General features: G+C 54.8%; 29 protein-coding genes and 1 riboswitch. Of the genes, 7 read left to right on the forward strand and 22 right to left on the reverse strand.

What is annotated here, in order from left to right:
• Positions 1-13: 13 nt before the first annotated feature.
• From AAC632_RS03710 to AAC632_RS03770, 13 genes are all read right to left on the reverse strand, one after another.
• Positions 14-766: an energy transducer TonB gene (locus AAC632_RS03710; protein WP_340298048.1), complete on the reverse strand. Its 753-nt coding sequence runs from the start codon at positions 764-766 to the stop codon at positions 14-16.
• The gene (locus tag AAC632_RS03715; protein WP_340299871.1) at positions 763-1,188 is read right to left on the reverse strand and encodes an ExbD/TolR family protein; all 426 of its coding nucleotides are present in this window, start codon (positions 1,186-1,188) and stop codon (positions 763-765) included. The genes AAC632_RS03710 and AAC632_RS03715 overlap by 4 nt, the downstream gene beginning before the upstream one ends.
• On the reverse strand, positions 1,185-1,592 hold the full coding sequence (locus AAC632_RS03720; protein ID WP_340298046.1) for an ExbD/TolR family protein: 408 nt from the start codon (positions 1,590-1,592) through the stop codon (positions 1,185-1,187). The genes AAC632_RS03715 and AAC632_RS03720 overlap by 4 nt, the downstream gene beginning before the upstream one ends.
• The gene (locus tag AAC632_RS03725; protein ID WP_340298045.1) at positions 1,589-2,203 is read right to left on the reverse strand and encodes a MotA/TolQ/ExbB proton channel family protein; all 615 of its coding nucleotides are present in this window, start codon (positions 2,201-2,203) and stop codon (positions 1,589-1,591) included. Before AAC632_RS03725 ends, AAC632_RS03720 begins: the two co-directional genes overlap by 4 nt.
• The gene (locus AAC632_RS03730; protein WP_340298044.1) at positions 2,200-2,871 is read right to left on the reverse strand and encodes an adenosylcobinamide amidohydrolase; all 672 of its coding nucleotides are present in this window, start codon (positions 2,869-2,871) and stop codon (positions 2,200-2,202) included. The genes AAC632_RS03725 and AAC632_RS03730 overlap by 4 nt, the downstream gene beginning before the upstream one ends.
• Entirely contained in the window at positions 2,868-3,632 is a 765-nt protein-coding gene (locus AAC632_RS03735; protein WP_340298043.1) for an ABC transporter ATP-binding protein, read from the reverse strand. Before AAC632_RS03735 ends, AAC632_RS03730 begins: the two co-directional genes overlap by 4 nt.
• Complete coding sequence (locus tag AAC632_RS03740) at positions 3,629-4,618, reverse strand: FecCD family ABC transporter permease (protein WP_445322660.1); 990 nt, start codon at positions 4,616-4,618, stop codon at positions 3,629-3,631. The genes AAC632_RS03735 and AAC632_RS03740 overlap by 4 nt, the downstream gene beginning before the upstream one ends.
• 5 nt (positions 4,619-4,623) lie before the next feature.
• Complete coding sequence (locus AAC632_RS03745) at positions 4,624-5,403, reverse strand: ABC transporter substrate-binding protein (protein WP_340298041.1); 780 nt, start codon at positions 5,401-5,403, stop codon at positions 4,624-4,626.
• A 28-nt stretch (positions 5,404-5,431) separates the two neighbouring features.
• Positions 5,432-7,345, reverse strand: a complete 1,914-nt coding sequence (locus AAC632_RS03750) for a TonB-dependent receptor plug domain-containing protein (RefSeq protein ID WP_340298040.1) — start codon at positions 7,343-7,345, stop codon at positions 5,432-5,434.
• Between the two features lie 143 nt (positions 7,346-7,488).
• Positions 7,489-7,689: riboswitch (cobalamin riboswitch) on the reverse strand.
• A gap of 73 nt (positions 7,690-7,762) precedes the next feature.
• On the reverse strand, positions 7,763-8,680 hold the full coding sequence (locus AAC632_RS03755) for a metal ABC transporter permease (RefSeq protein ID WP_340298039.1): 918 nt from the start codon (positions 8,678-8,680) through the stop codon (positions 7,763-7,765).
• Positions 8,677-9,855: a metal ABC transporter permease gene (locus tag AAC632_RS03760; protein ID WP_445322659.1), complete on the reverse strand. Its 1,179-nt coding sequence runs from the start codon at positions 9,853-9,855 to the stop codon at positions 8,677-8,679. The genes AAC632_RS03755 and AAC632_RS03760 overlap by 4 nt, the downstream gene beginning before the upstream one ends.
• A gap of 11 nt (positions 9,856-9,866) precedes the next feature.
• Positions 9,867-10,658, reverse strand: a complete 792-nt coding sequence (locus AAC632_RS03765) for a metal ABC transporter ATP-binding protein (protein WP_340298037.1) — start codon at positions 10,656-10,658, stop codon at positions 9,867-9,869.
• A gap of 16 nt (positions 10,659-10,674) precedes the next feature.
• Entirely contained in the window at positions 10,675-11,622 is a 948-nt protein-coding gene (locus tag AAC632_RS03770) for a metal ABC transporter solute-binding protein, Zn/Mn family (protein WP_445322658.1), read from the reverse strand.
• Between the two features lie 182 nt (positions 11,623-11,804).
• Between AAC632_RS03770 and AAC632_RS03775 the strand changes: the two genes are divergently transcribed.
• Positions 11,805-12,611: an alpha/beta hydrolase gene (locus AAC632_RS03775; protein ID WP_340298036.1), complete on the forward strand. Its 807-nt coding sequence runs from the start codon at positions 11,805-11,807 to the stop codon at positions 12,609-12,611.
• Here AAC632_RS03775 and AAC632_RS03780 read toward each other — a convergent pair.
• Positions 12,608-13,075 (reverse strand): MarR family winged helix-turn-helix transcriptional regulator, encoded by a 468-nt coding sequence (locus AAC632_RS03780; RefSeq protein WP_340298035.1) that lies wholly within the window; start codon positions 13,073-13,075, stop codon positions 12,608-12,610. The two genes, AAC632_RS03775 and AAC632_RS03780, sit on opposite strands and share 4 nt — an antisense overlap.
• 260 nt (positions 13,076-13,335) lie before the next feature.
• On the opposite strand from AAC632_RS03780, the gene AAC632_RS03785 reads away from it, so the two are divergent.
• The gene (locus AAC632_RS03785; RefSeq protein WP_340298034.1) at positions 13,336-14,490 is read left to right on the forward strand and encodes a phosphoserine transaminase; all 1,155 of its coding nucleotides are present in this window, start codon (positions 13,336-13,338) and stop codon (positions 14,488-14,490) included.
• A 78-nt stretch (positions 14,491-14,568) separates the two neighbouring features.
• A complete protein-coding gene (gene serA, locus AAC632_RS03790) occupies positions 14,569-16,164 on the forward strand; it encodes a phosphoglycerate dehydrogenase (RefSeq protein WP_340298033.1) in 1,596 nt (531 codons plus the stop codon).
• A 125-nt stretch (positions 16,165-16,289) separates the two neighbouring features.
• On the opposite strand, the gene AAC632_RS03795 is transcribed toward serA, so the two are convergent.
• Positions 16,290-17,312 (reverse strand): asparaginase, encoded by a 1,023-nt coding sequence (locus tag AAC632_RS03795; RefSeq protein ID WP_340298032.1) that lies wholly within the window; start codon positions 17,310-17,312, stop codon positions 16,290-16,292.
• A 173-nt stretch (positions 17,313-17,485) separates the two neighbouring features.
• On the opposite strand from AAC632_RS03795, the gene AAC632_RS03800 reads away from it, so the two are divergent.
• Together AAC632_RS03800 and rlmN are read left to right on the forward strand one after the other, a co-directional pair.
• Positions 17,486-18,016: an invasion associated locus B family protein gene (locus AAC632_RS03800; protein WP_317657000.1), complete on the forward strand. Its 531-nt coding sequence runs from the start codon at positions 17,486-17,488 to the stop codon at positions 18,014-18,016.
• Positions 18,017-18,090: 74 nt separating this feature from the next.
• Positions 18,091-19,278 (forward strand): 23S rRNA (adenine(2503)-C(2))-methyltransferase RlmN, encoded by a 1,188-nt coding sequence (gene rlmN / locus AAC632_RS03805; RefSeq protein ID WP_340298031.1) that lies wholly within the window; start codon positions 18,091-18,093, stop codon positions 19,276-19,278.
• A gap of 64 nt (positions 19,279-19,342) precedes the next feature.
• Here the strand turns inward: rlmN and AAC632_RS03810 are convergent, their stop codons facing one another.
• From AAC632_RS03810 to AAC632_RS03840, 7 genes are all read right to left on the reverse strand, one after another.
• A complete protein-coding gene (locus AAC632_RS03810) occupies positions 19,343-19,522 on the reverse strand; it encodes a hypothetical protein (RefSeq protein ID WP_340298030.1) in 180 nt (59 codons plus the stop codon).
• A gap of 305 nt (positions 19,523-19,827) precedes the next feature.
• On the reverse strand, positions 19,828-20,322 hold the full coding sequence (locus AAC632_RS03815) for a L,D-transpeptidase family protein (RefSeq protein WP_340298029.1): 495 nt from the start codon (positions 20,320-20,322) through the stop codon (positions 19,828-19,830).
• 88 nt (positions 20,323-20,410) lie between these two features.
• Positions 20,411-21,268: an SDR family oxidoreductase gene (locus tag AAC632_RS03820; RefSeq protein ID WP_340298028.1), complete on the reverse strand. Its 858-nt coding sequence runs from the start codon at positions 21,266-21,268 to the stop codon at positions 20,411-20,413.
• Positions 21,265-22,299: a tRNA epoxyqueuosine(34) reductase QueG gene (gene queG / locus AAC632_RS03825; RefSeq protein WP_340298027.1), complete on the reverse strand. Its 1,035-nt coding sequence runs from the start codon at positions 22,297-22,299 to the stop codon at positions 21,265-21,267. The genes AAC632_RS03820 and queG overlap by 4 nt, the downstream gene beginning before the upstream one ends.
• Positions 22,296-22,967: an FtsZ-binding protein FzlA gene (gene fzlA, locus AAC632_RS03830; RefSeq protein WP_340298026.1), complete on the reverse strand. Its 672-nt coding sequence runs from the start codon at positions 22,965-22,967 to the stop codon at positions 22,296-22,298. The genes queG and fzlA overlap by 4 nt, the downstream gene beginning before the upstream one ends.
• Before the next feature lie 57 nt (positions 22,968-23,024).
• A complete protein-coding gene (gene mtgA, locus AAC632_RS03835; protein ID WP_445322657.1) occupies positions 23,025-23,738 on the reverse strand; it encodes a monofunctional biosynthetic peptidoglycan transglycosylase in 714 nt (237 codons plus the stop codon).
• A 98-nt stretch (positions 23,739-23,836) separates the two neighbouring features.
• A complete protein-coding gene (locus tag AAC632_RS03840) occupies positions 23,837-24,025 on the reverse strand; it encodes a YgaP family membrane protein (protein ID WP_340262435.1) in 189 nt (62 codons plus the stop codon).
• Positions 24,026-24,146: 121 nt separating this feature from the next.
• On the opposite strand from AAC632_RS03840, the gene AAC632_RS03845 reads away from it, so the two are divergent.
• Complete coding sequence (locus tag AAC632_RS03845) at positions 24,147-24,524, forward strand: hypothetical protein (RefSeq protein ID WP_340263050.1); 378 nt, start codon at positions 24,147-24,149, stop codon at positions 24,522-24,524.
• Entirely contained in the window at positions 24,521-25,141 is a 621-nt protein-coding gene (cobO, locus tag AAC632_RS03850; RefSeq protein ID WP_340298025.1) for a cob(I)yrinic acid a,c-diamide adenosyltransferase, read from the forward strand. The genes AAC632_RS03845 and cobO overlap by 4 nt, the downstream gene beginning before the upstream one ends.
• Positions 25,142-25,146 lie beyond the last annotated feature (5 nt).

Below are 25,146 nucleotides of genomic sequence, written 5' to 3' on the forward strand. Positions count from 1 at the left end.
ACAGCGCGGCGGGCTAGCGCAGGCGCAAGGGCAGATCGAAATTATATCGTGCGGCGCTAATCCCGTCTGGTGCGGGTGGATATGGGCTTGCCTCTGCCACAAAAGCCAAGAGGGCTGTGTCCAAATCAGCTTGGCCCGTGCCCGCCAGAATTCGAACATCATGAAGGCGACCATCGGCATCAATCACAAGCCGCAAGGTTGCTGCGCCGCGCCCGCGTGGGCGGCTGGGGCTGCGTTCTAATTGACGTAAAATTCCGCTGCCCCAATGGGACATCAAGCGCATGATCACATCCTGATCTTCGCTGTTTGTGACGGCGGTTGTGGTGGTTGGCGCGGCCTCGGCCCCACCGCTTGCGCGTGTTGCAGGGCGCGGTGCGGGGGCGGTGGGCGTTGGCGCGTTTGGAACCTCAGGTTCTAGCGCGGGTGCCGCCTCTTGCAGTTGCGGTGCCAACTCAGGACGGCTTTCGGTCAGGTTTGGCGGTGCAAGCGGTGCAATTTCTGAGTGCATGGGCGCAAGTGGGGCAGCCATCGGTGGGATGTCCGGTATGACTTGGCTGAATTCGGGCGGCCGTGACCATTGATCAACAAGGGCTGCCAAATCTTGCGGGGCCGCCGAAAGCGAAAGTTGCGCATGCCCGTGATCGCCTGCCGCTTCATCCCCGACCATGTTTTGCGGCGCCCCTGCGCCAATCCAAGTAGCAGCACCCAGATGCAGCCCAAGCGATAGGGTAAGAAACCCAAATATTTGCGCGCCAAGTCGGATCATAGGGCGCCCCCTGCGCGGGTGATGAGGTCGACACGCCCCACACCAATCGCGGCAAAATCTGCCAAAGCGCGCGCCAGATCTTGGGCGGGTAAGGTGGCATCCAGCGCAAGGTTCAGGGTAAATTCAGTCTCTGCACCCTGTAACAGAGCCAACCGAAGTTCCGCCAACACAGCCGCGCGGCCCTGTTCGGCACCATAGTGCCACAAACCATCCGCTGCGATATACAGCACCGCCTCGCGCGCGGGATCTGATGCTTCGGCTAAGGGTGACACGGGCAGGGTCAGTTCCACAGGCGCCTTGGCGCGTAAGGTTGCACTGGTGAGAAAGAAAATCAAAAGCAAAAAGACGACATTGATCATCGGCACCATATCAAGATCGGCCAAGTGTCGTCTGCTGCGGCCTTGTGCGGGGTCAAGTCTCATTCAATCACCGCAAGATTGTCTAAACCGCCCGCCCGCAGCGCGGCCATCAAGGATAACAACTGTTGAACCGTTGCACCCGCCTCAGGACGCAGAATGATTTTTTGTGCGGCTTCGGATGCATCTTCTTGGATCAGGTTGTGCAATGCGGGGATGAGATCAACGACATCTATGACCTGCCCATTTAGCATTAGATGATCGGCCCCGAGTGTAACCAAACGCGGCGGGCCTTCATAAATCATGGTGGTGCTTGCGGCGGGTGCGGCGGGACGCATAGATACGGTGCTGTCGCGGCCCATTTGTGCGGCGAGCATGAAAAAAATCAACAACAGGAACACCACATCAATCATCGGCGCAAGGCTAGACTTGCGTCTGCCGATGCGGGGTTGGTGAAAGTCTAACCTCATGCCGCGGGGCCTTTGATTGCAAAAATACGCGTGGCGATATCTTCAAAGCTGTGGCGCATTTTGTCATGGATGGTGTCGAACCATGTCAGGCACATCGCAACTGGGATCGCCACGGCCATGCCTGCGGCGGTGGTTAAAAGGGCGGCCCAAATCCCCCCTGCAAGCGTGGCAGGGTCGGCATTCCCGCCCTCAAGCTGAAGGGCTTGGAACGCGTCAATCATGCCCAAAACCGTGCCCAACAGGCCCAAAAGTGGCGCAATCGTCACAACCAATTCCAAGGCACGCAACCCTGCGCTGATCTCTTTAAGCCGCGCGCGGGCGATGCGGGCAATTTCTTCCTTGCGGCTGCTTTCATCCCAGTCGGGGCTTTCGCGCAGGCGGATCGCATCACGGGCAAATTCTGCGCGCATCCCGCTGCGCGCCGCAAGCACGGCGCTGACATCCTCACCTGCGCACCACTGCGAGATTGCCGCATCGGTGGTCTGGCCTGAGCGAAACGCGCCAAGGCGCAAAAGCTGACTGATCTTCCACAGGATCACCGCGAGGCTGATCACAGAAAGCGCTGCAATCAACATAAGGATTGGGCCGCCTTTGAGAAGTAATTCGATCATGCCGTTGCCTCTTCGCTGAGATAGGTGTCGCAGGCTGTCCGCACGGCATCATAAACCACGCGTCCCAATGCGTGACCGATTTCTGTGTGCAGTCCTGCATAGGCCTGGTGCCGATCTTCGCCTTGGACGCAGGCCAAGGTCAGGCAATCCGTGCCTGTTCCTGTGGCAATGACGGGCGCGCCGCTGACCATGACCTCATAGCGCGCCTCCATGACGGCGGCTGTGCGCGCCTCGGCCATAATGGTCAGTGCTTCAATCATCGCGGTTTCACTCAGGCACTGATTGAGACGAGCAGCAATGTTGATCGTGCCATACTCTTCAGGGCGAGCAAGGCGGCGGTGGCCGATGCGTTCAGCATTTGACAGGCCAAGGGTCACCAATGCCTCTGCTTTTGTCTGACTAACCACTGCCGTGTCAAAATGGTGAAAGCGGATATCGCGCGATGTCAGCATCGCGATTGCCTGATCCGCGTGGGCAAGCCTCTCATCAACTTGGCCCTCCAACCACGAGATCACATCAAAATCGGGTGGCAAATCGGCATTGCGCACCTCGCGCCACGCAATCTGTTGGGCAGAGACAAAACCGCCCCGATAGGGGGCAAAACTGAGACAGGCATGCGGTTTGCCGAGATCCCAAATCAGCCATGGATGGGTCAGGGTCGCGGTCATTCGACAACCTCCAAGGCTTGAAAGATCAGTCCCTGTTCTGATTGGGTGATATGCGCAGTGATGCCGAAAACGCGGCGAAGATGATCTTCGGTCAACACTTCCTCGGGCGGGCCTTCTGCAATTTTTTGGCCGCGATCCATCAGGATCAATCGATCACAAAACCGCGCCGCAAGGCCCAGATCATGCAGCGAGACCAGCGCGGCCTTGCCGCTTTGCGTCAGGCTTTGCAGATGCGCCAGCGTGGCAATCTGGTGACGCGGATCAAGCCCTGCAACGGGTTCATCGGCCATGATCAGCGGGCAGTTTTGTGCAAGTGCCCGCGCCATCAGCACGCGCGCCTGCTCGCCGCCTGACAGGGCCGTGGCAGGGCGGGTGGCAAACCCCGTCAAATCCATCGCGGCCAAGGCGTCAGAGACGGCGGCGTGATCTTCGCCGCGTGGGGATTGCCCCGCGCCTAAATGTGGAACGCGGCCCAGCATGACCAAGGTTTCCACTGATACAGGCCATGCAATTTCGCGGGTTTGCGGTAGCCATGCGACAGCACGGGCACGCGCATTGGCTGGCAATGCGCTCAGCGATGAGTGGCCTTGATGCGGCAAAAGTCCAAGCGCGCCACGCATCAAGGTGGTCTTTCCTGCGCCATTGGGGCCAATCAGGCCAACCAAATCGCCTGCCCGCAATTCAGTGCTGACCTGATCCACAACAGGGCATTCCCCGCGATGGACAGTAAAATCCTGCAAGCTGAGACATGATGTGGTCATAGCTCGGCCCGCCTTGTGCGATAGATCAAATGCAGGAAAACGGGCGCGCCGATGATGGCCATGACCACACCCAACTTTAGGTCACGATCAGGCAAGATGATGCGCGCGGCGATATCGGCGGCCAAGACAAGTGCCGCGCCGCCAAGCGCCGATGCGGGCAAAAGCCGTGAGGGGCGTGCGCCCACAAATGGCCTAAGGATATGCGGGACAACAAGACCAACAAATCCAATCGCCCCAACCACGGATGTTGCCGCCCCTGTGCAGGCCGCGACCCCTAAAACCAAAACCCACCGCAAGCGGGTCAGGTTGATCCCTAAGGATGCGGCCGCATCTTCGCCCAAGATCAACGCATCTAACCCGCGTGACGTGGACAAGATCAATATCCATCCCAACACCATAAAGGGCAGGGCAATGGTGATATGAGAAAAGCTGCGATCTGCCAATGATCCCAACATCCAAAAGACGATTTCAGACGTTGCAAAAGGGTTTGGCGACAGGTTCAACACAAGTGACGTCAGGGCCGCAGCCAACGCGCTGATTGCGATCCCCGCAAGGATAAGGGTAAGTGACCCACCCCGTGGCCCCGTCAAAAGCAGCAGCAGCACCACGGCAACGCCCGCCCCGAACAGGCCAAAAAACGGCAAAGCAAACATCATCTGTGCGGCCAGACCCGTTTGCAAAGTGACCACTGCCCCCAATGCGGCCGAAGAGGATACACCAATCAATCCAGGTTCGGCTAAGGGATTGCGCAGATAGCCCTGCAAGGCCGCCCCTGATAGCCCCAAACTTATCCCAACCATGATCGCAAGTAAGGCGCGCGGCAGGCGGATTTCTTGCATCACAAGGCTGACAGCGTCGCCTGTGCCGCCGAAGAGCGCGGCAAGGCTGTCGGCAATAGAAAACCCAGCAGGGCCGATCAAGAGCGAGGCCAAAGTCAAAAGCCCCACCATCAGGCCAAGACCTGTGAAAAGCAGTTTTTGCGACACCCCGCTCATCCCTCCATCTTCGCGCGAATGGCGCGCAAATCTTGGATCGCGCGCAGGACGACAGGGGTGCCACAGACCCAATCCGCATTGGATTGCGTGCGCATCGCGCCAAGATGGGCGAGGGCGGGATGTGACATGACCTCTTCGGAACGGGAGTTGCCTGAATAAAGCTCGGCATGGATGAGCAGATCGGGCTGCGCCAATGTTAACAATTCCAGATCAAGCCGACCTGATCGGCTGCGCCCCATTTCTTCGGCAATGTGACGAAACCCTGCAATCGTGATGATTTCATGGCTGAGCGTGCCTGTGCCAAGGCTATAGCTGTTGGGGTAGTAAAACGCTGCACGCGGGCCAGTCGGCGCCGCGCGTAATCGTGCCAAATCTGCCTCGAATGCATCTGCCACCTCGCCCGCGCGGGCGGTTTGGTGAAGAATTTCCCCCATCTCACGAATGCGGTCGCTGACCTGATCAAGATTGGAGACAATATCAATCTGTGCTGTGGCAATACCAAGGCGGCGCAGCATATCCAAGACCACAGGATCGGAATATCGCCCCGCCACGACCAGATCGGGGCGCATTAGGAAGATTTCCTCCGCCTGCCCGTGGTTGATTGGATAGGCCCGTGCCGCCTCTGCCATAGGTGACATATTGGGATCGGTCGCAATATCGGACACCGAGATCAACTGCCCCTCATCTGCAAGCATCATGGCCAGTTGATCGGTGCAAAGGTTCATAGACACCACACGCAGAGGTGTGGTTTGGGCATCGGCGGCACTGGTAACCATCAGTGCCGCCATGCAAAGCGATATGAGCCTAAAACGTGCCACGAACTCCAATGTAGATTGAGCGGTCTGGGGTGCCGTAACCGCGGGCGGTTTGGTATTCATGGTTTGTTAAGTTCTCAATCCGAAAATATAGTTCGGCACTGTTATTTAAGGAGTAGGTGGCTCCAGTATTAAAGACGGTATAGTTATCACCGATCGCGGAAAAATCTAGTTTATCTTCAACGTGTAGCATATCAATAAATGCGCTCAGATCGTTATTTGGCATGTACTGAAGGTTGACCGATCCGCTGTGGCGTGGAACGGATTTTACGCGTAGTCCAGACTGCTCGTACGCATCAGTATAGGTGTAACTACTAGATAATGCCGCTTCCGGACTAATCTGAATTTGTGCGCCAATTTCGACACCCTTGAAGTTGGTTGTGCCTAAGGTGTTCAATGTTGTCCAACCGCCTGCACCATCGCTGCTAAATTTCATAAAGTCTTCAACATCGACATCAAAATATGTTGCCTCGAAGATGGAGTTTGCTGCGGTATTGTACGACAACCCAAGCTCCAGATTTCTGCTCGACTCGGGCTTTAGATTAGGGTTTCCTCTATACGTTGAGCCCAATGAGGGGAATTCCCAAAGGGACTCGCTTGCCGACGGGGCACGAAAGCCTGTCGCATACGTAGAGCGCAAGGTTAGATAATTTGTAGCGCGATACACGATCGAAATTCTTGGGGAGCTCTGGCTGCTAATAGTTGAATATCGATCGTGCCTCAGACCAAGAGAGATATCTAGCTGTTCATTAATGGTTTGTAGAGCTTCGACAAAGAATGATTGACTGTCTATCGGTCGTACTGGCCCTGCGACATTATTTGATTTGGCTGTAACTTCTTCGGCTTCAAACCCAACTGAAAGCGTGGTGTTATTTGATATCTGCGAAGAACTTAACAACCGCAGATTATTTCTTATACCTTCGAAACTTGAGTCATATGTTGAGCCCCAATTCGCGGCAGTTTCAGCGCTGATCGAGGCTGACGAAAGCGCTCTGTTTGTTTGTGCTCTTGAAAAAGATAGCTCGTGCTCCCAGCCTGAGTTCGAAAAGTTAGCATAGCCACGAAATCCCCTGACGGAGAGAGAGCTTTTTTCATCGCCTGGTGTTCCATCAATAGGTTGCGTTCCATATTCGTCGGACTCGCCGTTTGACGCATCACGGAATATTTGTACGCCGATCTCTGTCGACGGCGTCACTTCATAATTAATAGCGAAATTTTGCCCGTTGGCATCAAAAGTGTCAGTTTCTAAATTTCCGTTATTTTCGTCGGCCGCTGAAATACCACCAGACCTAATGGCGTTCATACCAAAGCTTAAAGTCAGAGGCCCAAATTTTTGTTGATAAGAGTATTGTCCACTATAAGTTTCGTAGCTACCGATTTCGAATTGATACGACTGCTCGATAGAGTTTTCATCCATACTAGCGGCATTAAATGTAGTTATAGATATCACGCCAGCAATTGCATTACTGCCGTAAATTGCCGATTGTGAACCTCGAATTATTTCTACGCGTTGTACGGAGCGTGTGGAAATGGAGCTAAATCCGTTAAATCCGCCAGTGGTAGAAGTTGGGTCGTTTACAAGGATCCCATCAATGTAAACTGCAGTATAACCTGGCCCATTACCGCGTATTCTCACATCGGTTTGTCCGCCCAGACCACCATTGCGCGTAACCGTGATGCCCGGTTGCCTAGAGAGAACGTCCGCCAACTGTACATTGCCTGCATTGTGTAGCTGTTCTTCAGTGATAACTTGGGTTGTAACCCCCGTCCGATCCCGTGCGACATCGGTGAGGCTTGCGGAAAAGACCAATTCATCAAGGGTGAATACATTTTGTGCGGCCAGGGGTGTGGCGGCGAGACCTGCGCACAGCGCGGCGAGGCTCAGAGTGGAAGGCGGGCGCATTTTTGCTCTCCAATTACGAATGGGCGGCAAGGCACATGCCTTGCGCAAAAGTGAGTGGTCATTGGAGGGTTGGCCCTTCCGCAGACGGCGATTTGTGCCACCACTACGGAATTGTCCGTTGCCCGCTGCGCCCACCGCGCTTGGACAGGGTGATCACCTCGGCAGGTCTCCTGACTCGCGGGTCATTGTTTGATCGGGCCTTCCCGTGGCCCATCTGGGGCCGCAGTGGCATATGCCGATCGCACTCGCCGCTTACAGTTGCGGGGGCAGTCGCGGATTTACACCGCGTTCCCTTTTCACCCAATGTTGTCACCAACACTGAGACCGAAGCGAGATCGGTGTAACCTTTGGAGCCCTGCAACTCAAGGGTGAAAGCGACTGTCTGCCTCGGGAAAGCGGCGGCAAACTGTCTTAGGCTTAGGCGGTGGCTGCGCGCCGTTTTGGGCCGAACACGGCGGTAAGCGCCAAGATCAATCCCGAAACTGCCGCAATCATACCGGCGGCGCTGACGGAGTTCTCGAGGCCGATCCAAAGCGGGCCATATCCCGCCAAAACATATCCCAAACTTGCCGAGAGCGTGGCAAAACCCACGCTCCACCAAATTTGACTGCGCAAACGATCCGTCACCAAACGTGCGGCGGCGGCGGGGCATATGAACATCGCGATCACGATGATAGAGCCCACGGCATCAAAGGCCGTGACGGCGGCCAAAGCAGCGACCATCACAAGGCCAAGACTGATGGTGCGCACTGATAAGCCAAGGCTTTCAGCATAGCCTTCATCAAAGGTTGATAGGGTCAAAGGCCGCCAAAAAAGGATCAAAAGCACAATAATAAGTGCCAAAGTCAGGGCCAGACGAGGTAGTTCTGGTGGCAGGCCCGCAAGCGCCACAGGATCAAGCAGCGAGGCCCATCCCCGTGCCTCAAGCCAGATCAGGCTTTCAAGGTTTCCCATCAGTGCGTGTTCGACATCCAAATGAATAGAAGACGCGCTGCTTTGCTCGAGAAGTAAAACGCCAAGCGCAAATAAGGTGGTGAATACCACGCCCATGATTGCGCCCATCTCAATGCGCGAGACACGTTTGATCACATCAATCATCACGACCGCGAAGAGGGCCGCAGCGCCTGCACCCAAAAGCATCGCCCAAGCGTCTAGGGCTTGTGTCACCAGAAAGGCCAGCACGATCCCTGGCAGAACCACATGGCTTATGGCATCGCCAATCAAGGCCTGCTTGCGCAGCACCAGAAAATTTCCAGGCAGGGCGCAGGCGATTGCCGCCAAAATGCCGATGAGAATCGGCGGAAGCGAAAGGGGCACGAATTCAGCGCCGTTCATGACGCGTCCCCCAATCTTGTGTCGATATGGGCCAACTCATCGCGGGTGAAGGCGCGGGATAGGTCGCTCAACCCGTCATGGCGCGACAGAAATTCGGCATAATCGGGTTTGCTGCGCAAATAGGCCAGACGCGCCTCATCGCGCTGTGCTGCTGTGGCTGCAGATTGGCCGCGTTCGGTCATCACCCCATCGGCACGCACATAACCTTCGCGCTGTAAAAGCTTGCGGGTATAGGGCTCCAGAATGCGATAGCCTTGGGCCAAGGCAAGCAAGCCCTGTCTGCGATGCACGCGGCGTTGAAATTTGCGGTGCCGCATCGCGGAGGCCAAGACCCCGCGTGCGGGGGCAACCAAAAGCGAAACGAGAAAAAATCCGGCTGCCACCAAAACGATAATGGCGCCAGTGGGCAAATCGGGAGCAAGGCTTGAAAGGCCCGCGCCAATCACGCCCGATGCCCCGCCAATTGCGCCCGCAATGGGCCAGATATAAGCGGCGCGGTTGCTCCAGAGACGCGCGGTGACAGGGGGTATGATCAGCAACGCAACGATCAAGATCAGACCCACGATTTTCAACCCTGCAACGGTTACGGCTAAAACCAATGCCATGGCCGCCGCATCAATCAGGGGCACGTTCAATCCCAGTGCGCGGGCAAAGTTTTCATCGAACGCCGTGAGGGTCATCGCCCGATGAAGAACAAGACCCACCATGAAAACCAACGCTGCCCCGATTGCAATCATTTCAGCATCTTCACGCAGCATTGCAGCGGTTGAGCCAAGTAAGAGTTGGTCGAGGCCTGCTTGGCGGCCCGCGCTCATGTTTTGGATCAGGGTCAACATGACGACCCCCAACCCAAAGAAGCTCGACAAGACCGCGCCAATTGCGGCGTCCTCGGATAATCTTGTTCGGGATTTCAGAAAATTAACCGCCAATAGGCCAAGTGCCGCGCTGATCGCAGAGCCAAGCAATAAGCCCTCTAATGCGCGCCCAGTACCGCCCAAGGTGACCATCACCATAAACCCCCCGCAGAGGCCAGGCAGGGTGGCGTGGCTGATTGCGTCCGATAGCAAGGCTCGTTTGCGCAGAAACATAAATGTTCCTGTCACCCCTGCGGCAATGCCCAAAACGCCCGCGCCAAACATGACCAAAGCGACATTATAGGTCAGTGTGAAGGCCATGATACCCATGTCTAACAGTGACCCGCTTCTCGCAATCGATCGATTTGCGCTGTCGCCAATCGCCCGCCATAGGCCTCTTGCAAATGTGCGGTGGTAAAGGCTTGGGCCACAGGCCCTTCTGCAATGAGGCGTGTGTTGATCATCGCAACATGGTCAAAATATGCGGTGACAGTTGAAAGATCATGATGCACCGCAACAACCGTTTTTCCCGCATCTTTCAGCTTTTTGAGAACGGCAATGATGGCCGCTTCGGTCGCAGCATCTACGCCTGCAAAAGGCTCATCCAAAAGGTAAAGATCAGCATTCTGGGCTAAGGAGCGGGCCAGAAAGACCCGCTGTTGCTGTCCACCTGACAATTGGCCGATTTGACGATGGGCAAAGTCCTGCATCCCGACCCGTCCCAAAGCATCTTCGGCTATGGCCTGATCGTCACGGCTGATACGGCGTAGAAGCCCTATTTTTCCATAAAGGCCCATCAAGACCACATCGCGCACATTCGCAGGAAAATCCCAATCGACACTGGCGCGCTGTGGCACATAGGCAATGCGGTGGCGTTCAGAGGCCAGTGCGCGTCCGAAAATCGACACTTGCCCCGAGAGACGCGGAACGACCCCCAGCGCCGCTTTAAGTAAGGTCGATTTGCCCGCGCCATTTGGCCCGATGATGGCCGTCATCGAGCGGGGCGCCACCGTGAGATCGACCGAGAAAAGCGCGGGCTTTTCCCCATAGCTGACGCTGAGGCCGCGTATGGCCAGCGGGCTTTGCGGGTCGAGGGGTTGGTCGTTCTGATGAAGCCGTAACATGGCCAATTCCTTGCCGCTAAGGGGTTAATGCGCCATTCATCCCACCTTCAGGGGCTGTGCCCCCAAGGGCGCGGGTGATGGTGGTGATGTTATGATCCAACATCCCGATATAGGTGCCTTCATAGCTGCTTGCTGGCCCCATCGCGTCTGAATAAAGCTCGCCCCCGATGGCGACTGCGTGACCCTGGGCAGCCGCACCTTCTTGGAGGGCGCGAATATTGCGATCAGATACAGAGCTTTCAACAAAAATGGCCCCAATCTGGCGCGCCACCAGCGTGTCGACCAAGGTTGAGATTTGCAAAAGCCCTGCTTCTGATGCGGTCGAGATGCCTTGAATGCCCAAAACCTCGAAATCAAAAGCGCGGCCAAAATAGCCAAAGGCATCATGGGCTGTGACCAGAACCCGCGCTGCTTCGGGGACGCTTGAGAGGCTGCTTTGGGCATAGGTGGCTAGGCGATCAATTTCGGCCAAATGCTGTGCGGCATTCGCTTCGAAAATGGCAGCGCCTTCGGGATATGACGCGCTCAATGCATCGCGCACTGCTAAAACAACTGTGCGCCATAGGGTCGGATCCATCCAGACATGGGGGTCAAATCGATCCTCATACTCTGGATGACTGCGCAATCTGTCTTGTGGGATAGCCTCTGCCACCGCGACAACAGTGCGGGATTGCCCAAGATCAAGCAGGAGCGGCTCAAGTTGCGCCTCAAGATAAAGCCCATTCCATAGGATTAGATCCGCATTCATTAATGCCAGAATATCCGAACGGGTTTGCCGAAAAGAATGCGGATCAACGCCCGCACCCATGAGGGTCTTTAATTCGATCAAATCCCCCCCGATCTGACTGGCGGCATCTGCGATCATCCCTGTGGTGGCGACCACTTTGATGGGTACAGATTGCGCAAGGGCGGGGGCGGCCAGAAAGGGCAGTAGCATCACTGTCAAAATGCGTAGGAAACGCATGAAGGTTTCTCCAGTATCGAAAGACATAGGCCCTTGCGGGCTATCATTGCCACTACAAAAGATGATATTGATAATCATTCTCAAAAAGTCAAGGGACTGCCAATGACTTGCAGCTAGAGCTTACCCTTGCCAATTTTTTATCCTGTGCAAAAGTGAGGCGAATTCACGCAGACGAGGCGGCCATGGTTAAGATTACAGATTTTGATGATGCCTATCAAAACGGGGCCTATATCCCTGATGCAGATGGGTTCATCAAGTGTTGGACAGAGGCTGCAGCCAGTTTTCGCGCGTCCTATCCGCCCGTAACGCATCACTATGGGACAGGCCCGCGCCAGTATTTTGACCTATTCATGCCCGATGGCGCCCCCAAAGGTCTGACTATTTTTATTCACGGTGGCTATTGGCGGCGGTTCTCGCCGCGCGAATTTAGCCATTTGGCCCGCGCCCTGCGAGACGCTGGGCAAGCCGTGGCCCTGCCGTCATACACGCTCGCACCCGAGGCGCAGATTTCTCAAATCACCAATGAAATGATGCGCGCTGTTTGCCATGCAGCGGGTTTGGTGGAGGGGCCAATCCGAATCACGGGCCATTCGGCAGGCGGGCATTTGGCCACCCGCATGATGTGCGAAGGCGTTTTGCCTGACGCGGTCGCCTCTCGCGTGGTTCAGGTGATGTCAATCTCGGGCGTGCATGATTTACGGCCTTTGCTGAACACAGAAATCAACCAAGACCTGCGTTTGACCCCAGAGGAAGCCATGTGGGAAAGCCCCGCATTGTTGCTGCCGCGCAAGACGGCGCGGTTCGTTGCCGCCGTGGGGGGCGATGAGCGGCCCGAATTCATTCGTCAAAATGATCTTTTGGCGAATATTTGGCATGGCGCTGGTGTTGAAATTGAAGCGATGCATCTAGCGGGCTTACATCATTTTGATGTGATCGAGGAATTGGAGCGGCCAGACGGGCGGCTGTTGCAGCAAATATTGGGTGATTAGCCGCCTGCGTAAAGATCAGAGACGACTATGCGCAATTGGTTGCGTTCCTCAGGGCCGAGGCGGTCTAGAAGATCGGTTTCGGCTTCTAGAGCGGCGGCTTGAAGGCGACGGATTTCCTCATTCCCTTTTTCGGACAGGCGCACCACCAAACGGCGGCGATCCACCGAGTCGGCCGTAACATTGATCATATCGAGATCTTCGAGGCGGCGCTGTGCGCGGCTGACGCGTGCGGCATCCATCGCGGTCAAAATGCATAGATCATGCGAGGAACAGGGTTGATTCTCAGGCAAAGCCATCATGATGCGCCATTCTGGAATCTGTAAATCTGCATCCCGCATCAGGTTCTGAAATAGGGCACTTGCGATGACAGCCATTTGGAAAGGCACAAAATCTTTGAGGCTGAACTGGCGTGTTTGCGAGAAATCTTCCACGTTGCACCCAAGGCGTGAATAAGCATCTATCATTCATCTTTAGCGCGAAATACACCGCCGGCGCAAGGAAAACCTGTAAATTAAATCTGACACATGGTTGTCACAATTTAAAGACATTGGGTTACTTGTTTATTTTCGCGCTGCGCATCTCTGCTTTGAGGTGTTTGCGCCAGTCATCAACTGCGACCCTTTTGATTTATTTTCCGACTTGCGCGCCGTACGACATAGGTATAGCAGCACGGGTGGGACACCCCTCCCCAACGAGGGGCATATATCTGTGAGGGTATCACATCATGGCTTTGACCACTCCGGCAACGCGGCCGGCTAATCCGCGTTTTTCGTCTGGCCCCTGCGCCAAACCCCCCGTCTGGACATTGGATAAACTGGCTGACGCCCCTTTGGGTCGGTCGCACCGTGCTGCGATCGGCAAGGCAAAGCTTGCTGCGGCAATTGACCAGACTCGTGAAATTCTAGGCGTGCCTGCTGACTATCGCATTGGCATCGTGCCCGCCTCTGACACAGGTGCGGTTGAGATGGCCATGTGGTCGCTCTTGGGTGCGCGCCCCTGCACAATGGTCGCTTGGGAAAGCTTCGGTGCAGGTTGGGTCAGTGATGTCGTCAAACAACTGAAACTCGATGCGACTGTTCTGAACGCAGATTATGGTCAGATCGTTGACATGGGCGCGATCGATTATGACACGGATGTTGTGTTCACATGGAACGGCACCACCTCAGGTGTAAAGATGCCCCATGGTGACATGATCCCTGCCAATCGCGCCGGCTTGACCATTTGCGATGCAACCTCGGCGGCCTTTGCGCAGGAATTGCCGTGGGACAAGCTCGATGTCACCACCTTCTCTTGGCAGAAGGTCATGGGCGGTGAAGCGGCCCATGGCATGTTGATCCTCAGCCCGCGCGCGGTTGAGCGGCTTGAAAGCTACACACCTGCATGGCCATTGCCCAAGATTTTCCGCATGACAAAAAGCGGCAAATTGATTGAGGGCATCTTTAAGGGGGAAACGATCAACACCCCGTCCATGCTCGCCGTTGAAGATTATTTGGTCGCGCTTGATTGGGCCAAATCCATCGGTGGGCTGACTGCCTTGATGGCACGAGCCAACGCGAACGCCCAGGCAATTTTTGATTTCTGCGCGTCTCGCGATTGGATTGACAATCTGGCCGAAGATCCCGCGACACGCTCGAACACGAGCGTATGCCTGAAATTCACGGATTCGCGCATTACGGATGGCGCAGCCTTCGCCAAGGCGGTTGCAAAACGTCTCGAAGGCGAAGGTATCGCGCTCGATATCGGGGCCTACCGAGACGCGCCTGCTGGTCTGCGTATTTGGTGCGGTGCCACGGTGGAAACCGCTGATATCGAAGCCATGCTGCCATGGCTTGATTGGGCGTTTGAAACCGAAATCGCGGAGCTTTCTGCTGCGGCTTAAACACCTTTTTCTGGCCGCAATGCGGGTGTGATCCCTGCGGCCAGACCCTTTCCAATTTCGAACATATGAGGCCCTATCATGGCTCCTAAAGTATTGATTTCCGACAAACTCTCGGATGCAGCCGTTCAGATCTTCAAAGATCGCGGCATTGATGTGACCTTTGACCCAAGCATCGGCAAAGATAAAGACAAGCTGCTTGAGGTCATCGGCCAATATGATGGTTTGGCAATTCGTTCTGCGACCAAAGTTACTGAAAAGATCATCGCGGCTGCAGATAACCTAAAGGTCATTGGCCGCGCAGGGATCGGCGTAGATAATGTGGATATCCCTGAAGCCTCGAAAAAAGGTATCATCGTGATGAATACGCCGTTTGGCAACTCCATCACCACCGCAGAGCATGCGGTTGCGATGATGTTTGCCGTTGCCCGTCAAATCCCTGAGGCCAACGCCTCAACCCATGCTGGCAAATGGGAGAAATCCCGTTTTATGGGGGTTGAGCTGACAGGCAAAACCTTGGGCGTTATTGGCGCGGGCAATATTGGGGCGATCGTCTGCTCACGTGCGCTTGGCCTCAAGATGAAGGTTGTGGCTTATGACCCGTTCCTCTCTGAAGAACGCGCCACGCAAATCGGTGTCACCAAGGTAGAACTGGACGAGCTGTTGGCGCGCGCTGATTTTATCACGCTGCATGTGCCCTTCACCGAAAAGACGGCAAATATCCTATCGGCTGAGAATTTGACCAAAACCAAGAAAGGTGTGCGCATCATCAACTGCGCCCGCGGTGGTTTGGTGGATGAGGCTGCTTTGGCTGAATTGATTAAATCAGGCCATGTGGCAGGCGCCGCCTTCGACGTTTTCAAAGAAGAACCTGCAACCGAGAACCCATTGTTCAATCTTGAAAACGTGGTCGTGACCCCGCATTTGGGCGCTGCCACGACCGAGGCACAGGAAAATGTGGCGCTGCAAGTGGCCGAACAAATGGCGGATTATCTGCTGACAGGTGCCGTAACCAACGCGCTGAACATGCCCTCTGTGACAGCGGAAGAAGCGCGTGTCATGGGGCCATGGTTGAAGCTGGCCGAGCATCTGGGCAGTTTTGTTGGTCAGTTGACTGAAGACGCGATTGAGACAATCGAGATCACCTATAATGGCGTTGTCAAAGATATGAACCTCAAGGCGCTGAATTGTGGCGCGATTGCAGGTGTCATGAAGGCGACCAACCCTGACGTGAATATGGTGTCCGCACCGATTATCGCCAAAGAGCGCGGCATTGAGTTATCGACTGTCACACAGGATAAATCGGGTGTGTTTGACGGCTATATTCGCCTCAATGTGAAATCAGCCTCGAAGGAGCGGTCTATTGCAGGCACGGTGTTCTCGGATGGTAAGCCACGTTTCATTCAGATCAAAGGCATCAACATTGATGCCGAGATCGGTGAACATATGCTCTATACCACCAATGAGGACGTTCCAGGCATCATCGGCACATTGGGCCGCACGATGGGTGAGATGAACGTCAACATCGCTAATTTCACCTTGGGCCGCGCCTCAAAAGGGCATCAGGCGATTGCGATGCTGTATCTGGACGAACAACCCCCCGCTGCTGCGGTTAACGCACTCAAAGCGACTGGGTTGTTTCAACAGGTGCGCCCACTTCGCTTCAGCGCACATTAATCTGCACTGGATATCTGGAAATTTCTGTCCCGCCTCCCGTCTTGGGAGGCGGGTTTTTCAGTAGTTTTTTGTATAAATCTGTACAAACCAACGCAGACCTTTTTACCTAAAAATTTAGCAAAGGCTCAGGATAACCGCCAATCTTTCACGCTTGCGACAGGGCGAATAAAACCTGTTTCGACATCACGGCGATTGGTGATTGGGCCATGGGTTAAGCGCTTTGCAACGGGGCTGGCTGCATTCAACACACCCGCCCCGATCAGCAATTGCGTGATCACGGCTTCTGAGGCGCGGGTGCCACCATCTTCAATTTTCAGGGCAATGCCGATTTTCTTTTCGGGAATGATTGCCACAAAAACGGCCTCGGCCCCTGTTTTCACCGCAACGCGGCCCCCCATCGCCTCCATCAGGGTCGTGCAGGCGCGCCCTTCACCCGCAACCAAAATGGGGTGGGTGGCCATAGCGCGATGCAGTTTTGCCATTGCCGCCTCGCGGGCCGCGCCATCAGGGTTTGCACCTGCATAACGCGCCATCGCCCGACCAAGCCCCAAAAGGGAGCAGGCAAAATTTGGGGCAGAGCAGCCATCAATCCCATAGCCTGCACTGGTTTCGCCTGTCACATCTTCAAAGGCTTCAAGAACCGCTTTTTGCACGGGATGATCAGCTTCAATATATTCGCTGCCGCCGCCCAAATGTTTGTTCAGCGTCAAGAATCCTGAATGTTTGCCCGAGCAATTATTATGCCCCTGATCTGGCGCACAGTCGCATTTGATCAAATCCTCTCGCGCGGTGCGATCATCGGGCATTTGCGGGCCACAGCGCAAATCTGCCTCTTGAAGGCCCAAATGATCCAACCATCCTGCGACCATATCTGTATGCACCTTTGCCCCATTATGGGAGGCACAAGACAAAGCCAGATGCGCTTGGCTCAGGCCAAAGTGATCCGCCGCACCGCTTTCAATGAGAGGTAAGGCTTGGATCATCTTGCTGCTTGAGCGGGGCAAAATAATTTTGGACGGATCGCCCCACGCCCCCAAAATTGTCCCTGCATGATCCACCACAACAGCATGGCCGCGATGTTGGCTTTCGGCAAAAGGGCCGCGATGCAATTCAACGAGAATTTCCGCCGTATCATCTGGCAGGGGCATGAGCGCTTCCTTTTGATCAAGATTTTGGAGTTTCACGCGCGAAGGGCTTTCGCGGGATCGTGATTTCAGGTTATTCTGCGTCCGAGTAATGGTAAAGGCGCAATAGAAGGGATGATGGCGACATACATCTCGCGCTTGAGGCAGTAACAAGCAGATCAGGAGGCGTATCGGCAATGGCTGGTCGTAGAATAGCAGTTTTGGTGGCAGCAGCATTGGCTTTCACGCCCGCAGCCATCGCACAAGAGACATCGGATAACCGTGTTAACGCGCAAACGGATTGGAGTGTCTTTGTCCAATCTGACCCTGCCGTGTGTTGGGTTGTGAGTGCGCCGCGCGAAACCGTCAATACGCGTGACGGAAACCCAGTTTCGGTGAACCGCGGCGAAATTTTGCTGTTTGTCAGTTTCTGGCCGAATCAAGATCGCCGGTTTGAGGTATCCTTTACTGGTGGCTATCCTTTTGCCGAAAATTCCACTGTTGAGATGGAAATTGGCGATGCGTCTTATTCGCTGTTTACCCAAGGGGAGATGGCATGGGCCGCGTCCCCGCAGGATGACCAATCCATTGTGACCGCTATGAAGCGTGGCGCAGAAGCGGTTTTGACCGCTCGCTCTAGCCGCGGCACGCAGACAGAGGATACATTCTCGCTCTTGGGCTTTACCGCTGCGGTTGAGGATGCTGAAACACGCTGCCAAGGCAATTAAGCCAAACATGTTCTTTGATTTGCTTTGAGGCGGATTTGCGGCTATGTGTGCCGCCGCCTCAAAGGACAATGAAGATGACCCAAGCCAGCGCCCCGATCACGCAGGATGTTTTGACAATTCCGCGCAAACTGCCCGAAACAGGCCTGACAAATATCGTTGGCCTCAGCCGTGATGCATTGCGCGCGGCCCTAATCGCAGGAGGCACGCCCGAGAAACAGGCCAAGATGCGGGTTAATCAAATCTGGCAATGGGTCTATGTCTGGGGCGCGCGGGATTTTGACGGGATGACCAATCTCGCCAAGTCCTATCGCGCTGAATTGGCAGAAAATTTTTACATTGGCCTGCCTGAAATGGTCAGCCGCCAAATCTCAAGCGATGGCACGCGGAAATATCTGGCGCGGATTGCGGGCGGCCATGAGGTTGAGGTCGTCTATATCCCCGAAGAAGATCGCGGCACATTGTGTATTTCAAGCCAAGTTGGCTGCACCCTGACATGTTCTTTCTGTCACACGGGCACGCAGAAACTGGTGCGCAATCTGACGGCGGCTGAGATTGTCGGGCAGATCATGATGGCGCGCGATGATTTGGATGATTGGCCGCGTCCAGGCGAGGCCTATGGCGAGCGGCCGCGTTTGATCTCAAATATCGTGCTGATGGGCATGGGTGAGCCGCTCTATAATTTCAATGCGGTGCGCGATGCGATGAAAATCGCAATGGACGGCGAGGGGATCAGCCTCAGCCGCCGCCGCATTACCCTTTCGACCAGTGGCGTTGTGCCAGAAATTGCACGCTGTGCCGAGGAAATCGGCTGTATGTTGGCCATCAGCTTTCATGCAACGACAGACGAGGTGCGCGATCGTCTTGTTCCGATTAACAAGAAATGGCCTATCGCGGAGTTGCTTGAGGCCTTGCGGCAATATCCAAAGGCCTCAAATTCTGAGCGGATCACGTTTGAATATGTGATGCTCAAGGATGTGAACGACAGTGATGAAGATGCGCACCGGTTGATCAAGCTGATCAAAGGCATCCCCGCGAAGATCAATTTGATCCCGTTCAACGAATGGCCTGGCGCACCTTATCAGCGGTCAGATTGGGCGCGGATTAAGCGGTTTGCAGATATTATTTACAAGGCGGGCTATGCCAGCCCCATTCGCACGCCCCGTGGTGAAGACATCATGGCGGCCTGTGGTCAGTTGAAATCTGCAACTGAACGCGCGCGCAAATCACGCGCTGAAATTGCCGCCGAGATTGGCGAAGCCTAAGGCACAAAAAAAAGACGGCTCCCTGACCAGGAAGCCGTCCTTTGTTCTGCAGCCGAAGGCAAAATTAGTTTGAAGCTGCTGCTGCAAGCAAAATCAGAGAAAGAACTGGAACGAGAACGCCACCAGCAGAAGACGAAGTGTCATTCGCAATAGCTCGAGGGTCCATTGATGGAGCGGAAGTACTATTTGCAACAGCGCCACCTGCAACAAATAAGAGAAATGCTGCGAATGCGAGTTTTGTCATATTATGTTCAAACTTACGCTTAAATGGGTGTTGTGACGCATCAGACCTGTTATTAACGCTAATTCCAGCGTTATACGTACATGAACACACATAATTATCAATGTAATTTTGGCAAAAAACCGCCTATAGTGTTGCGCGTCGTCAAATTAGCAACAGCGTTTTCAATAGAGTGTCAATTTGACCTGTGTTTCAAGTTTTCCTGGTTAGACCGTTTGAGTGTTAGGGGGGCGGAAGTATCAGAGATGACATTTTCGATCTATGGCGCCCCTGCATGCCACTAAACCAACACATAAATGGTTCTTGCCTCAACGGAGGATATCAATTGGCGTGCGCAAGTTCACCATTGAGTAAATCTCGCGCATTTCAGCGTTTGAGACAGCAATACACCCCGCCGTCCAATCATTGCGAAACATCACGCCCGCTGGGGTTCCGTGGATGAAGATATCGCCCCCAGGTGATCGGCCACGCGCGCGCGCGAAGGCGCGGTCTTGGGCGTTCGGATAACTTAGCCCGATTGACAGGTAAAAGGCTGAATTGGGATTACGGCGATCGATGTAATATCGCCCTTCTGGCGTGCGACCATCGCCTTCGAATTGCTTATGCCCTTCGGGTGCAAAGCCCAGTTCCACATCATAGCTGCGCAGCACTTGGTCATTATGGAACAGCGTCAATTCGCGCTCGTTTTTGTCGAGCACAATGCGCGTTACCTTAGGGCCTGTATAAGTCGGAATTGATTTTGACACACACCCGCTCAGGGCAGTGGCAAAGACAAACACGATAAAACCGCGGCGTATACTCATGACGGGCCTGAAATATGAAAAGCTGCTCTTGTGGCTGCGCATACTTGAATTTGGGCGCTCGCAAAACTGAAATTTTGCGCGCTAAAGATTACCCCCCCGCCGCAAGAATGGCCTTTAGCCCTGATTTATAGTCGGGATAAAGCCATGAAAGGCCAAGATCAGTTTTGACATGGTCATTCTTGACCCGCTTATTTTCTGAATAAAAACTGGCTGCCATCGGCCCCAAATCGGCGTGTTCAAACGCGATTGCAGGTGGAATTGGCAGGCCCAGTAACTCGGCGCCATAGGCAATCACATCTTCGGGAGGGCCGGGCATGTCATCGCATATATTGTAAACAGCCCCACGCTTTTGCGCCGTCATCGAGGCCTCTAGCGCCATCGCGATATCCTCAACATGGATCCGTGAAAACACTTGTCCCTCTTTGATAATGCGCCGCGCTGTACCGTTTCGCAGTTTTTCAAACGGGCCACGATGGGGGCCGTAAATTCCTGCAAGACGGAAAATATGTAACGGCGCCTTGGTTTGGCGGCAAACGGCGGCCCATTCGCTTTCCGCCACAACGCGGGCGCGTCCGCGATCCGTGTTGGGGGTGAGCGGGCTGGTTTCATCCACCCACGCCCCCCCGTGATCGCCATAAACGCCCGTGGTCGACAGATACCCAATCCATGCTTTTCCATCCAAGCAAGGTGCAAGCGCCCCGCCCCATGCGCCCAAAACAGGATCTCGACCTCCCTCAGGGGCAATGGATGATAGAATATGAGTAGCACGCGCGATATCGCCAGAGAGATCATCGTGCCCCCAAACCCGAGCAGATAACCCCCGCGCGCGCAGTGCCTCTGCCTTTTTGGGGTCGCGGGTCGTGGCGATAATCTCCCAGCCTTGTGGCAGCAATCGTCGTTCAAGCGCGCTTGCGCTATAGCCGTGGCCAAAAGACAAGAGGATCATGGTCGTTGCTCCAAAGCCCATTTGGCGGCATCCGATACGGCCGCGTCAGGATCATCCACCAAACTGCGCGCCATTTCAATCAGGCCTGCATCGCCGCTATTGCCAATTGCATAAAGCACATTGCGCACAAACCGATCCCGCCCAATGCGTTTAATCGGTGATCCTGAAAACCTATCGCGGAACCCTTGATCATCGAGCTGCACCAACTCCGCTAAATTGGGCGCGCGCAGATCATCGCGCGGGGCATAGCGCATCTCGGTCGCCGTTTGAGCAAATTTATTCCAAGGGCAAACGGCCAGACAATCATCGCAGCCATAAATACGATTTCCCAAAGCTGATCTCAGGTCAGGATCAATCGGGCCTTTATGTTCGATTGTTAGGTAAGAAATGCACCGCCGCGCATCCAATTGGTAGGGCGCGGGGAAGGCCTGTGTTGGGCAAATATCAAGGCAGGCTGTGCAACTTCCGCAATGGCTGACGTCTGGGCTGTCTGGTTCGAGAGGAACCGTTGTGAAAATCGCACCCAAGAAAAAGAAATTGCCCAAATCCCGCGCCAAGAGATTGGTATGTTTGCCCTGCCACCCCAGCCCTGCAGCCTGCGCAAGGGGTTTCTCCATCACGGGGGCCGTATCAACAAATACCTTGATCTGATGGTCTTCGCCTGCTTGCTCCAGCAGCCACCGCCCGAGGCGTTTGAGCCGTTTCTTGACGGCATCATGATAGTCTTTGTTTTGCGCATAGACCGAAATCGCAGCGCGAGATTTCTCTTGCAAAATCGCAAGTGGGTCATGGTTTGGCGTGTAAAGATCAGCCAACATGATCATCGATTTCGCTTCGGGCCAAAGCGCGCTTGGATCAGAACGCCACTCAATGCGATCCGCCAACCATTCCATTTGGCCATGATGCCCTGCCGCCACAAACGCGTGCAACCGCGCCCCTGCTTCAGCGATATCTGTGGGTCGACAAACACCAATTTTGGCAAAACCTATGGCTTTGGCCTCGGTCGTTAGGGTCTGCTTCAGCGCGCTCAAAAGTCCAAATTCGCGTAATGGGGCGGCTGCGGGAAACCCGAGATTTGATCCGCCAAAATGGAACGAAATGCAGGCCGCGATTTGACCTTTGCATACCAGTCTTTGACGATCTCAGATCGGTTCCAATCCACATCGGAGATGTAATCAAGACAAGATAGGTGCGCCGCTGCGGTGAAATCGGCCAAGGTCATGCGATCTCCCGCCAACCAACGGCGATGATCTAGCAGCCATGCCATGTAATCCAGATGGAATTTGATCTGGCTTGCGCCAGTTTTGACCGCCCGCCCATCAGGGTATCCCGCGCGCATCAGCTTTTTGTTCACGCGTTCATAGACGAGGTTCTTGGTCACATCATGGTGGAATTTATCATCAAACCAGAAACACAGGCGGCGCACTTCGGCGCGGGCTTTGATGTCTTTTGGGATCAGTTCTGGCTCAGGATGTTTTTCCTCGAGATATTCGCAAATGGCTTGGCTTTCACTCAGGAAGACGCCGTCAATCTTGAGAACGGGCACCTTACCTGCAGGGTTGCGGCGCAGGTGATCCGGCGAGCCTTCCCAATAGCGTTCTTCCACCAATTCGACTTCGATTTTTTTCTCCGCCAGAACCAAGCGCACTTTGCGGCAAAAGGGCGATAGGGCGAAGTGGTAGAGGCGCGGCGTGTTCATTTGGGTTTTGCTCTAACTCATTGGTTGCGAAGGTTTTGCCCTGTCTGGGTGGGGAATTCAATTCGCAAAGCAATCATCGCGCCCATCATTGGCGATGGTCGCCGCCCCATCGGCAATGCGTGCAGCGCGCTCCAACAGCCATGGGGAGGGGTTTGCAGCAGATCGATCCTTTGGTGCTGGCAGCGCCGCTGCGAGGCGCGCGGCTTGTGCCAATGTCAAATCAGCGGCACTCACCCCAAAATAATGCTGTGCGGCGGCCTCTGCCCCGAAAATGCCCGCATCAAATTCCGCGATATTGAGATAGACCTCTAACACCCGCGATTTTGGCCAGATCAGCTCGACCACGGGGGTCAGCGCCGCTTCTAGCGCCTTGCGCCCCCAATTTCGGCCATGCCACAAAAACGCATTTTTCACAGTTTGTTGGCTGAGCGTGGATGCGCCGCGCTGTGCGCCATCTGAAATTGCGTCACGAATTGCGCTCATGTCGAACCCCCAATGGGCGCAAAAATTTGCATCCTCTGCCGCGACCACGGCCCGTTGTAAATTTGGGGAAATCTCTTCTAGCGGACGCCATGTCTGGTCGATTGTACCGATGCGCCGCGCCTCACTGAGCATATAGGCCGTGGTTGGCACAGGAAGAAAGCGATAGGCAATGATCCACAGCAGCACTAGGGCGACCGCCCAAAACCCGACACGCCACAAAACGCGACCCACGCGCCGCGTCAGGCCACGATCTTCGTGGGATTTTTTATCTTTGCGTTTGCGGGCCAACCTGCTTGCTCTGCCAATTTATCTGGTTTTGGGCAAACTACGCGGATCAGCCCGCAAGGTAAAACAATTTTACCGTGTCCCGTCTGGCGGAAAACGCCCTAGCAGGCCTTACAGGTCTTGATGCCCAAGATCGTATAAAGAGGGCAATTGCCCACCAAACCTGTCAAGAGAGGTACCAGACCCACCCAACCCCAAGCGGTTTGCGGGCCAACAAATACAATGGCAATAAGAGCCACGCCTACGATCACGCGAAGCGCGCGGTCGATCATCCCAGCATTGCGAGTCATATATAAACTCCTTTCTATAGCCGACGCGAGATCATCGCATACTGGCCCCTGATGGTCTGTGACCATGTCACATGCGCTGGTTTGCTTGACTTGTTCTGTGAAATCAGGCCATGCCGCAGCCATGAGCAAAGAAAATACACCAAAGCCAAGCAAAGATGCCGCTGCCAAGCCTAAGCGCGCGCAGGATGTTTATACGCTTGTTGTTGAACTAGGTCGCCGCGAGGGGGATGGCCTGCCTGCCAGCGCAACGGGGGCGGGGCTGTTGTGCTATGCGTCAGGCGTGGACGAGGCCGAAGCGGTGCGCGAGACGGTTGCAGTGCTGAAAACGGCGGATATGAACCCGCTTGAGGTCACGGGCTATGGCACCTTGACCGAACGCGAGGCGCAGGGGCTTGAGATTGATGAAGAAGAACGCGCTTTGATGATGCGCGCTTTGGAAGAAAACTCGGTCATAGTCGCGCAGATGACACCTTATTTTGCCGAGGATGATGAGACATGAGCGAGGAAGACCTTAACGCGCGCCACAAGGCAAAGATGCAGAAGATTAAGGCCGCGCGCGATCGTATGATGGCGAAGAAAAAGCGCGAGAAGAAAGGTCTGGTGATTGTTCATACAGGCAATGGCAAGGGCAAAAGCTCGTCTGCTTTTGGGATGATTATGCGCTGTATCGCCCATGGGATGCCTTGCGGTGTCGTGCAATTCATCAAAGGCACATGGGTGACAGGCGAAAAGGAATTCCTACGCAAACATTTCGCGAATGAATGCAAGTTTGTTGTGTCGGGCGAAGGATTTACGTGGGACACCCAAGACCGCGAGCGCGATATTGCAGCGGCGCGTGCGGGTTGGGAAGAAGCCAAAGCGATGATCAAAGACCCCAATATGTCATTGGTTGTTCTAGACGAGATCAATATCGCTCTGCGCTATGATTATCTTCCGATCCTAGAGGTGGTAGAGTTTTTGGTCACGGAGAAGCCAGAAATGACCCATGTTGTTTTGACGGGTCGCAATGCCAAGCCCGAATTGATTGAGATTGCCGATCTTGTGACCGAGATGACCGAGGTCAAGCATCCATTCCGTGAGCAAGGCATTGTTGCGCAAAAAGGCGTGGAGTTCTAAGGTCT

Source organism: Roseobacter sp. HKCC-CH-9351 (assembly GCF_037830295.1).
GTDB lineage: Bacteria > Pseudomonadota > Alphaproteobacteria > Rhodobacterales > Rhodobacteraceae > M30B80.

Coding starts and splice junctions, on each gene's coding strand:
- AAC632_RS03710 (WP_340298048.1), bottom strand. CDS start 766: ATGATCCGACTTGGCGCGCAAATATTTGGGTTTCTTACCCTATCGCTT.
- AAC632_RS03715 (WP_340299871.1), bottom strand. CDS start 1,188: ATGAGACTTGACCCCGCACAAGGCCGCAGCAGACGACACTTGGCCGAT.
- AAC632_RS03720 (WP_340298046.1), bottom strand. CDS start 1,592: ATGAGGTTAGACTTTCACCAACCCCGCATCGGCAGACGCAAGTCTAGC.
- AAC632_RS03725 (WP_340298045.1), bottom strand. CDS start 2,203: ATGATCGAATTACTTCTCAAAGGCGGCCCAATCCTTATGTTGATTGCA.
- AAC632_RS03730 (WP_340298044.1), bottom strand. CDS start 2,871: ATGACCGCGACCCTGACCCATCCATGGCTGATTTGGGATCTCGGCAAA.
- AAC632_RS03735 (WP_340298043.1), bottom strand. CDS start 3,632: ATGACCACATCATGTCTCAGCTTGCAGGATTTTACTGTCCATCGCGGG.
- AAC632_RS03745 (WP_340298041.1), bottom strand. CDS start 5,403: ATGGTTACCAGTGCCGCCGATGCCCAAACCACACCTCTGCGTGTGGTG.
- AAC632_RS03750 (WP_340298040.1), bottom strand. CDS start 7,345: ATGCGCCCGCCTTCCACTCTGAGCCTCGCCGCGCTGTGCGCAGGTCTC.
- AAC632_RS03755 (WP_340298039.1), bottom strand. CDS start 8,680: ATGAACGGCGCTGAATTCGTGCCCCTTTCGCTTCCGCCGATTCTCATC.
- AAC632_RS03760 (WP_445322659.1), bottom strand. CDS start 9,855: ATGGCCTTCACACTGACCTATAATGTCGCTTTGGTCATGTTTGGCGCG.
- AAC632_RS03765 (WP_340298037.1), bottom strand. CDS start 10,658: ATGTTACGGCTTCATCAGAACGACCAACCCCTCGACCCGCAAAGCCCG.
- AAC632_RS03770 (WP_445322658.1), bottom strand. CDS start 11,622: ATGCGTTTCCTACGCATTTTGACAGTGATGCTACTGCCCTTTCTGGCC.
- AAC632_RS03775 (WP_340298036.1), top strand. CDS start 11,805: ATGGTTAAGATTACAGATTTTGATGATGCCTATCAAAACGGGGCCTAT.
- AAC632_RS03780 (WP_340298035.1), bottom strand. CDS start 13,075: ATGATAGATGCTTATTCACGCCTTGGGTGCAACGTGGAAGATTTCTCG.
- AAC632_RS03785 (WP_340298034.1), top strand. CDS start 13,336: ATGGCTTTGACCACTCCGGCAACGCGGCCGGCTAATCCGCGTTTTTCG.
- serA (WP_340298033.1), top strand. CDS start 14,569: ATGGCTCCTAAAGTATTGATTTCCGACAAACTCTCGGATGCAGCCGTT.
- AAC632_RS03795 (WP_340298032.1), bottom strand. CDS start 17,312: ATGCCCCTGCCAGATGATACGGCGGAAATTCTCGTTGAATTGCATCGC.
- AAC632_RS03800 (WP_317657000.1), top strand. CDS start 17,486: ATGGCTGGTCGTAGAATAGCAGTTTTGGTGGCAGCAGCATTGGCTTTC.
- rlmN (WP_340298031.1), top strand. CDS start 18,091: ATGACCCAAGCCAGCGCCCCGATCACGCAGGATGTTTTGACAATTCCG.
- AAC632_RS03810 (WP_340298030.1), bottom strand. CDS start 19,522: ATGACAAAACTCGCATTCGCAGCATTTCTCTTATTTGTTGCAGGTGGC.
- AAC632_RS03815 (WP_340298029.1), bottom strand. CDS start 20,322: ATGAGTATACGCCGCGGTTTTATCGTGTTTGTCTTTGCCACTGCCCTG.
- AAC632_RS03820 (WP_340298028.1), bottom strand. CDS start 21,268: ATGATCCTCTTGTCTTTTGGCCACGGCTATAGCGCAAGCGCGCTTGAA.
- fzlA (WP_340298026.1), bottom strand. CDS start 22,967: ATGAACACGCCGCGCCTCTACCACTTCGCCCTATCGCCCTTTTGCCGC.
- AAC632_RS03840 (WP_340262435.1), bottom strand. CDS start 24,025: ATGACTCGCAATGCTGGGATGATCGACCGCGCGCTTCGCGTGATCGTA.
- AAC632_RS03845 (WP_340263050.1), top strand. CDS start 24,147: ATGAGCAAAGAAAATACACCAAAGCCAAGCAAAGATGCCGCTGCCAAG.
- cobO (WP_340298025.1), top strand. CDS start 24,521: ATGAGCGAGGAAGACCTTAACGCGCGCCACAAGGCAAAGATGCAGAAG.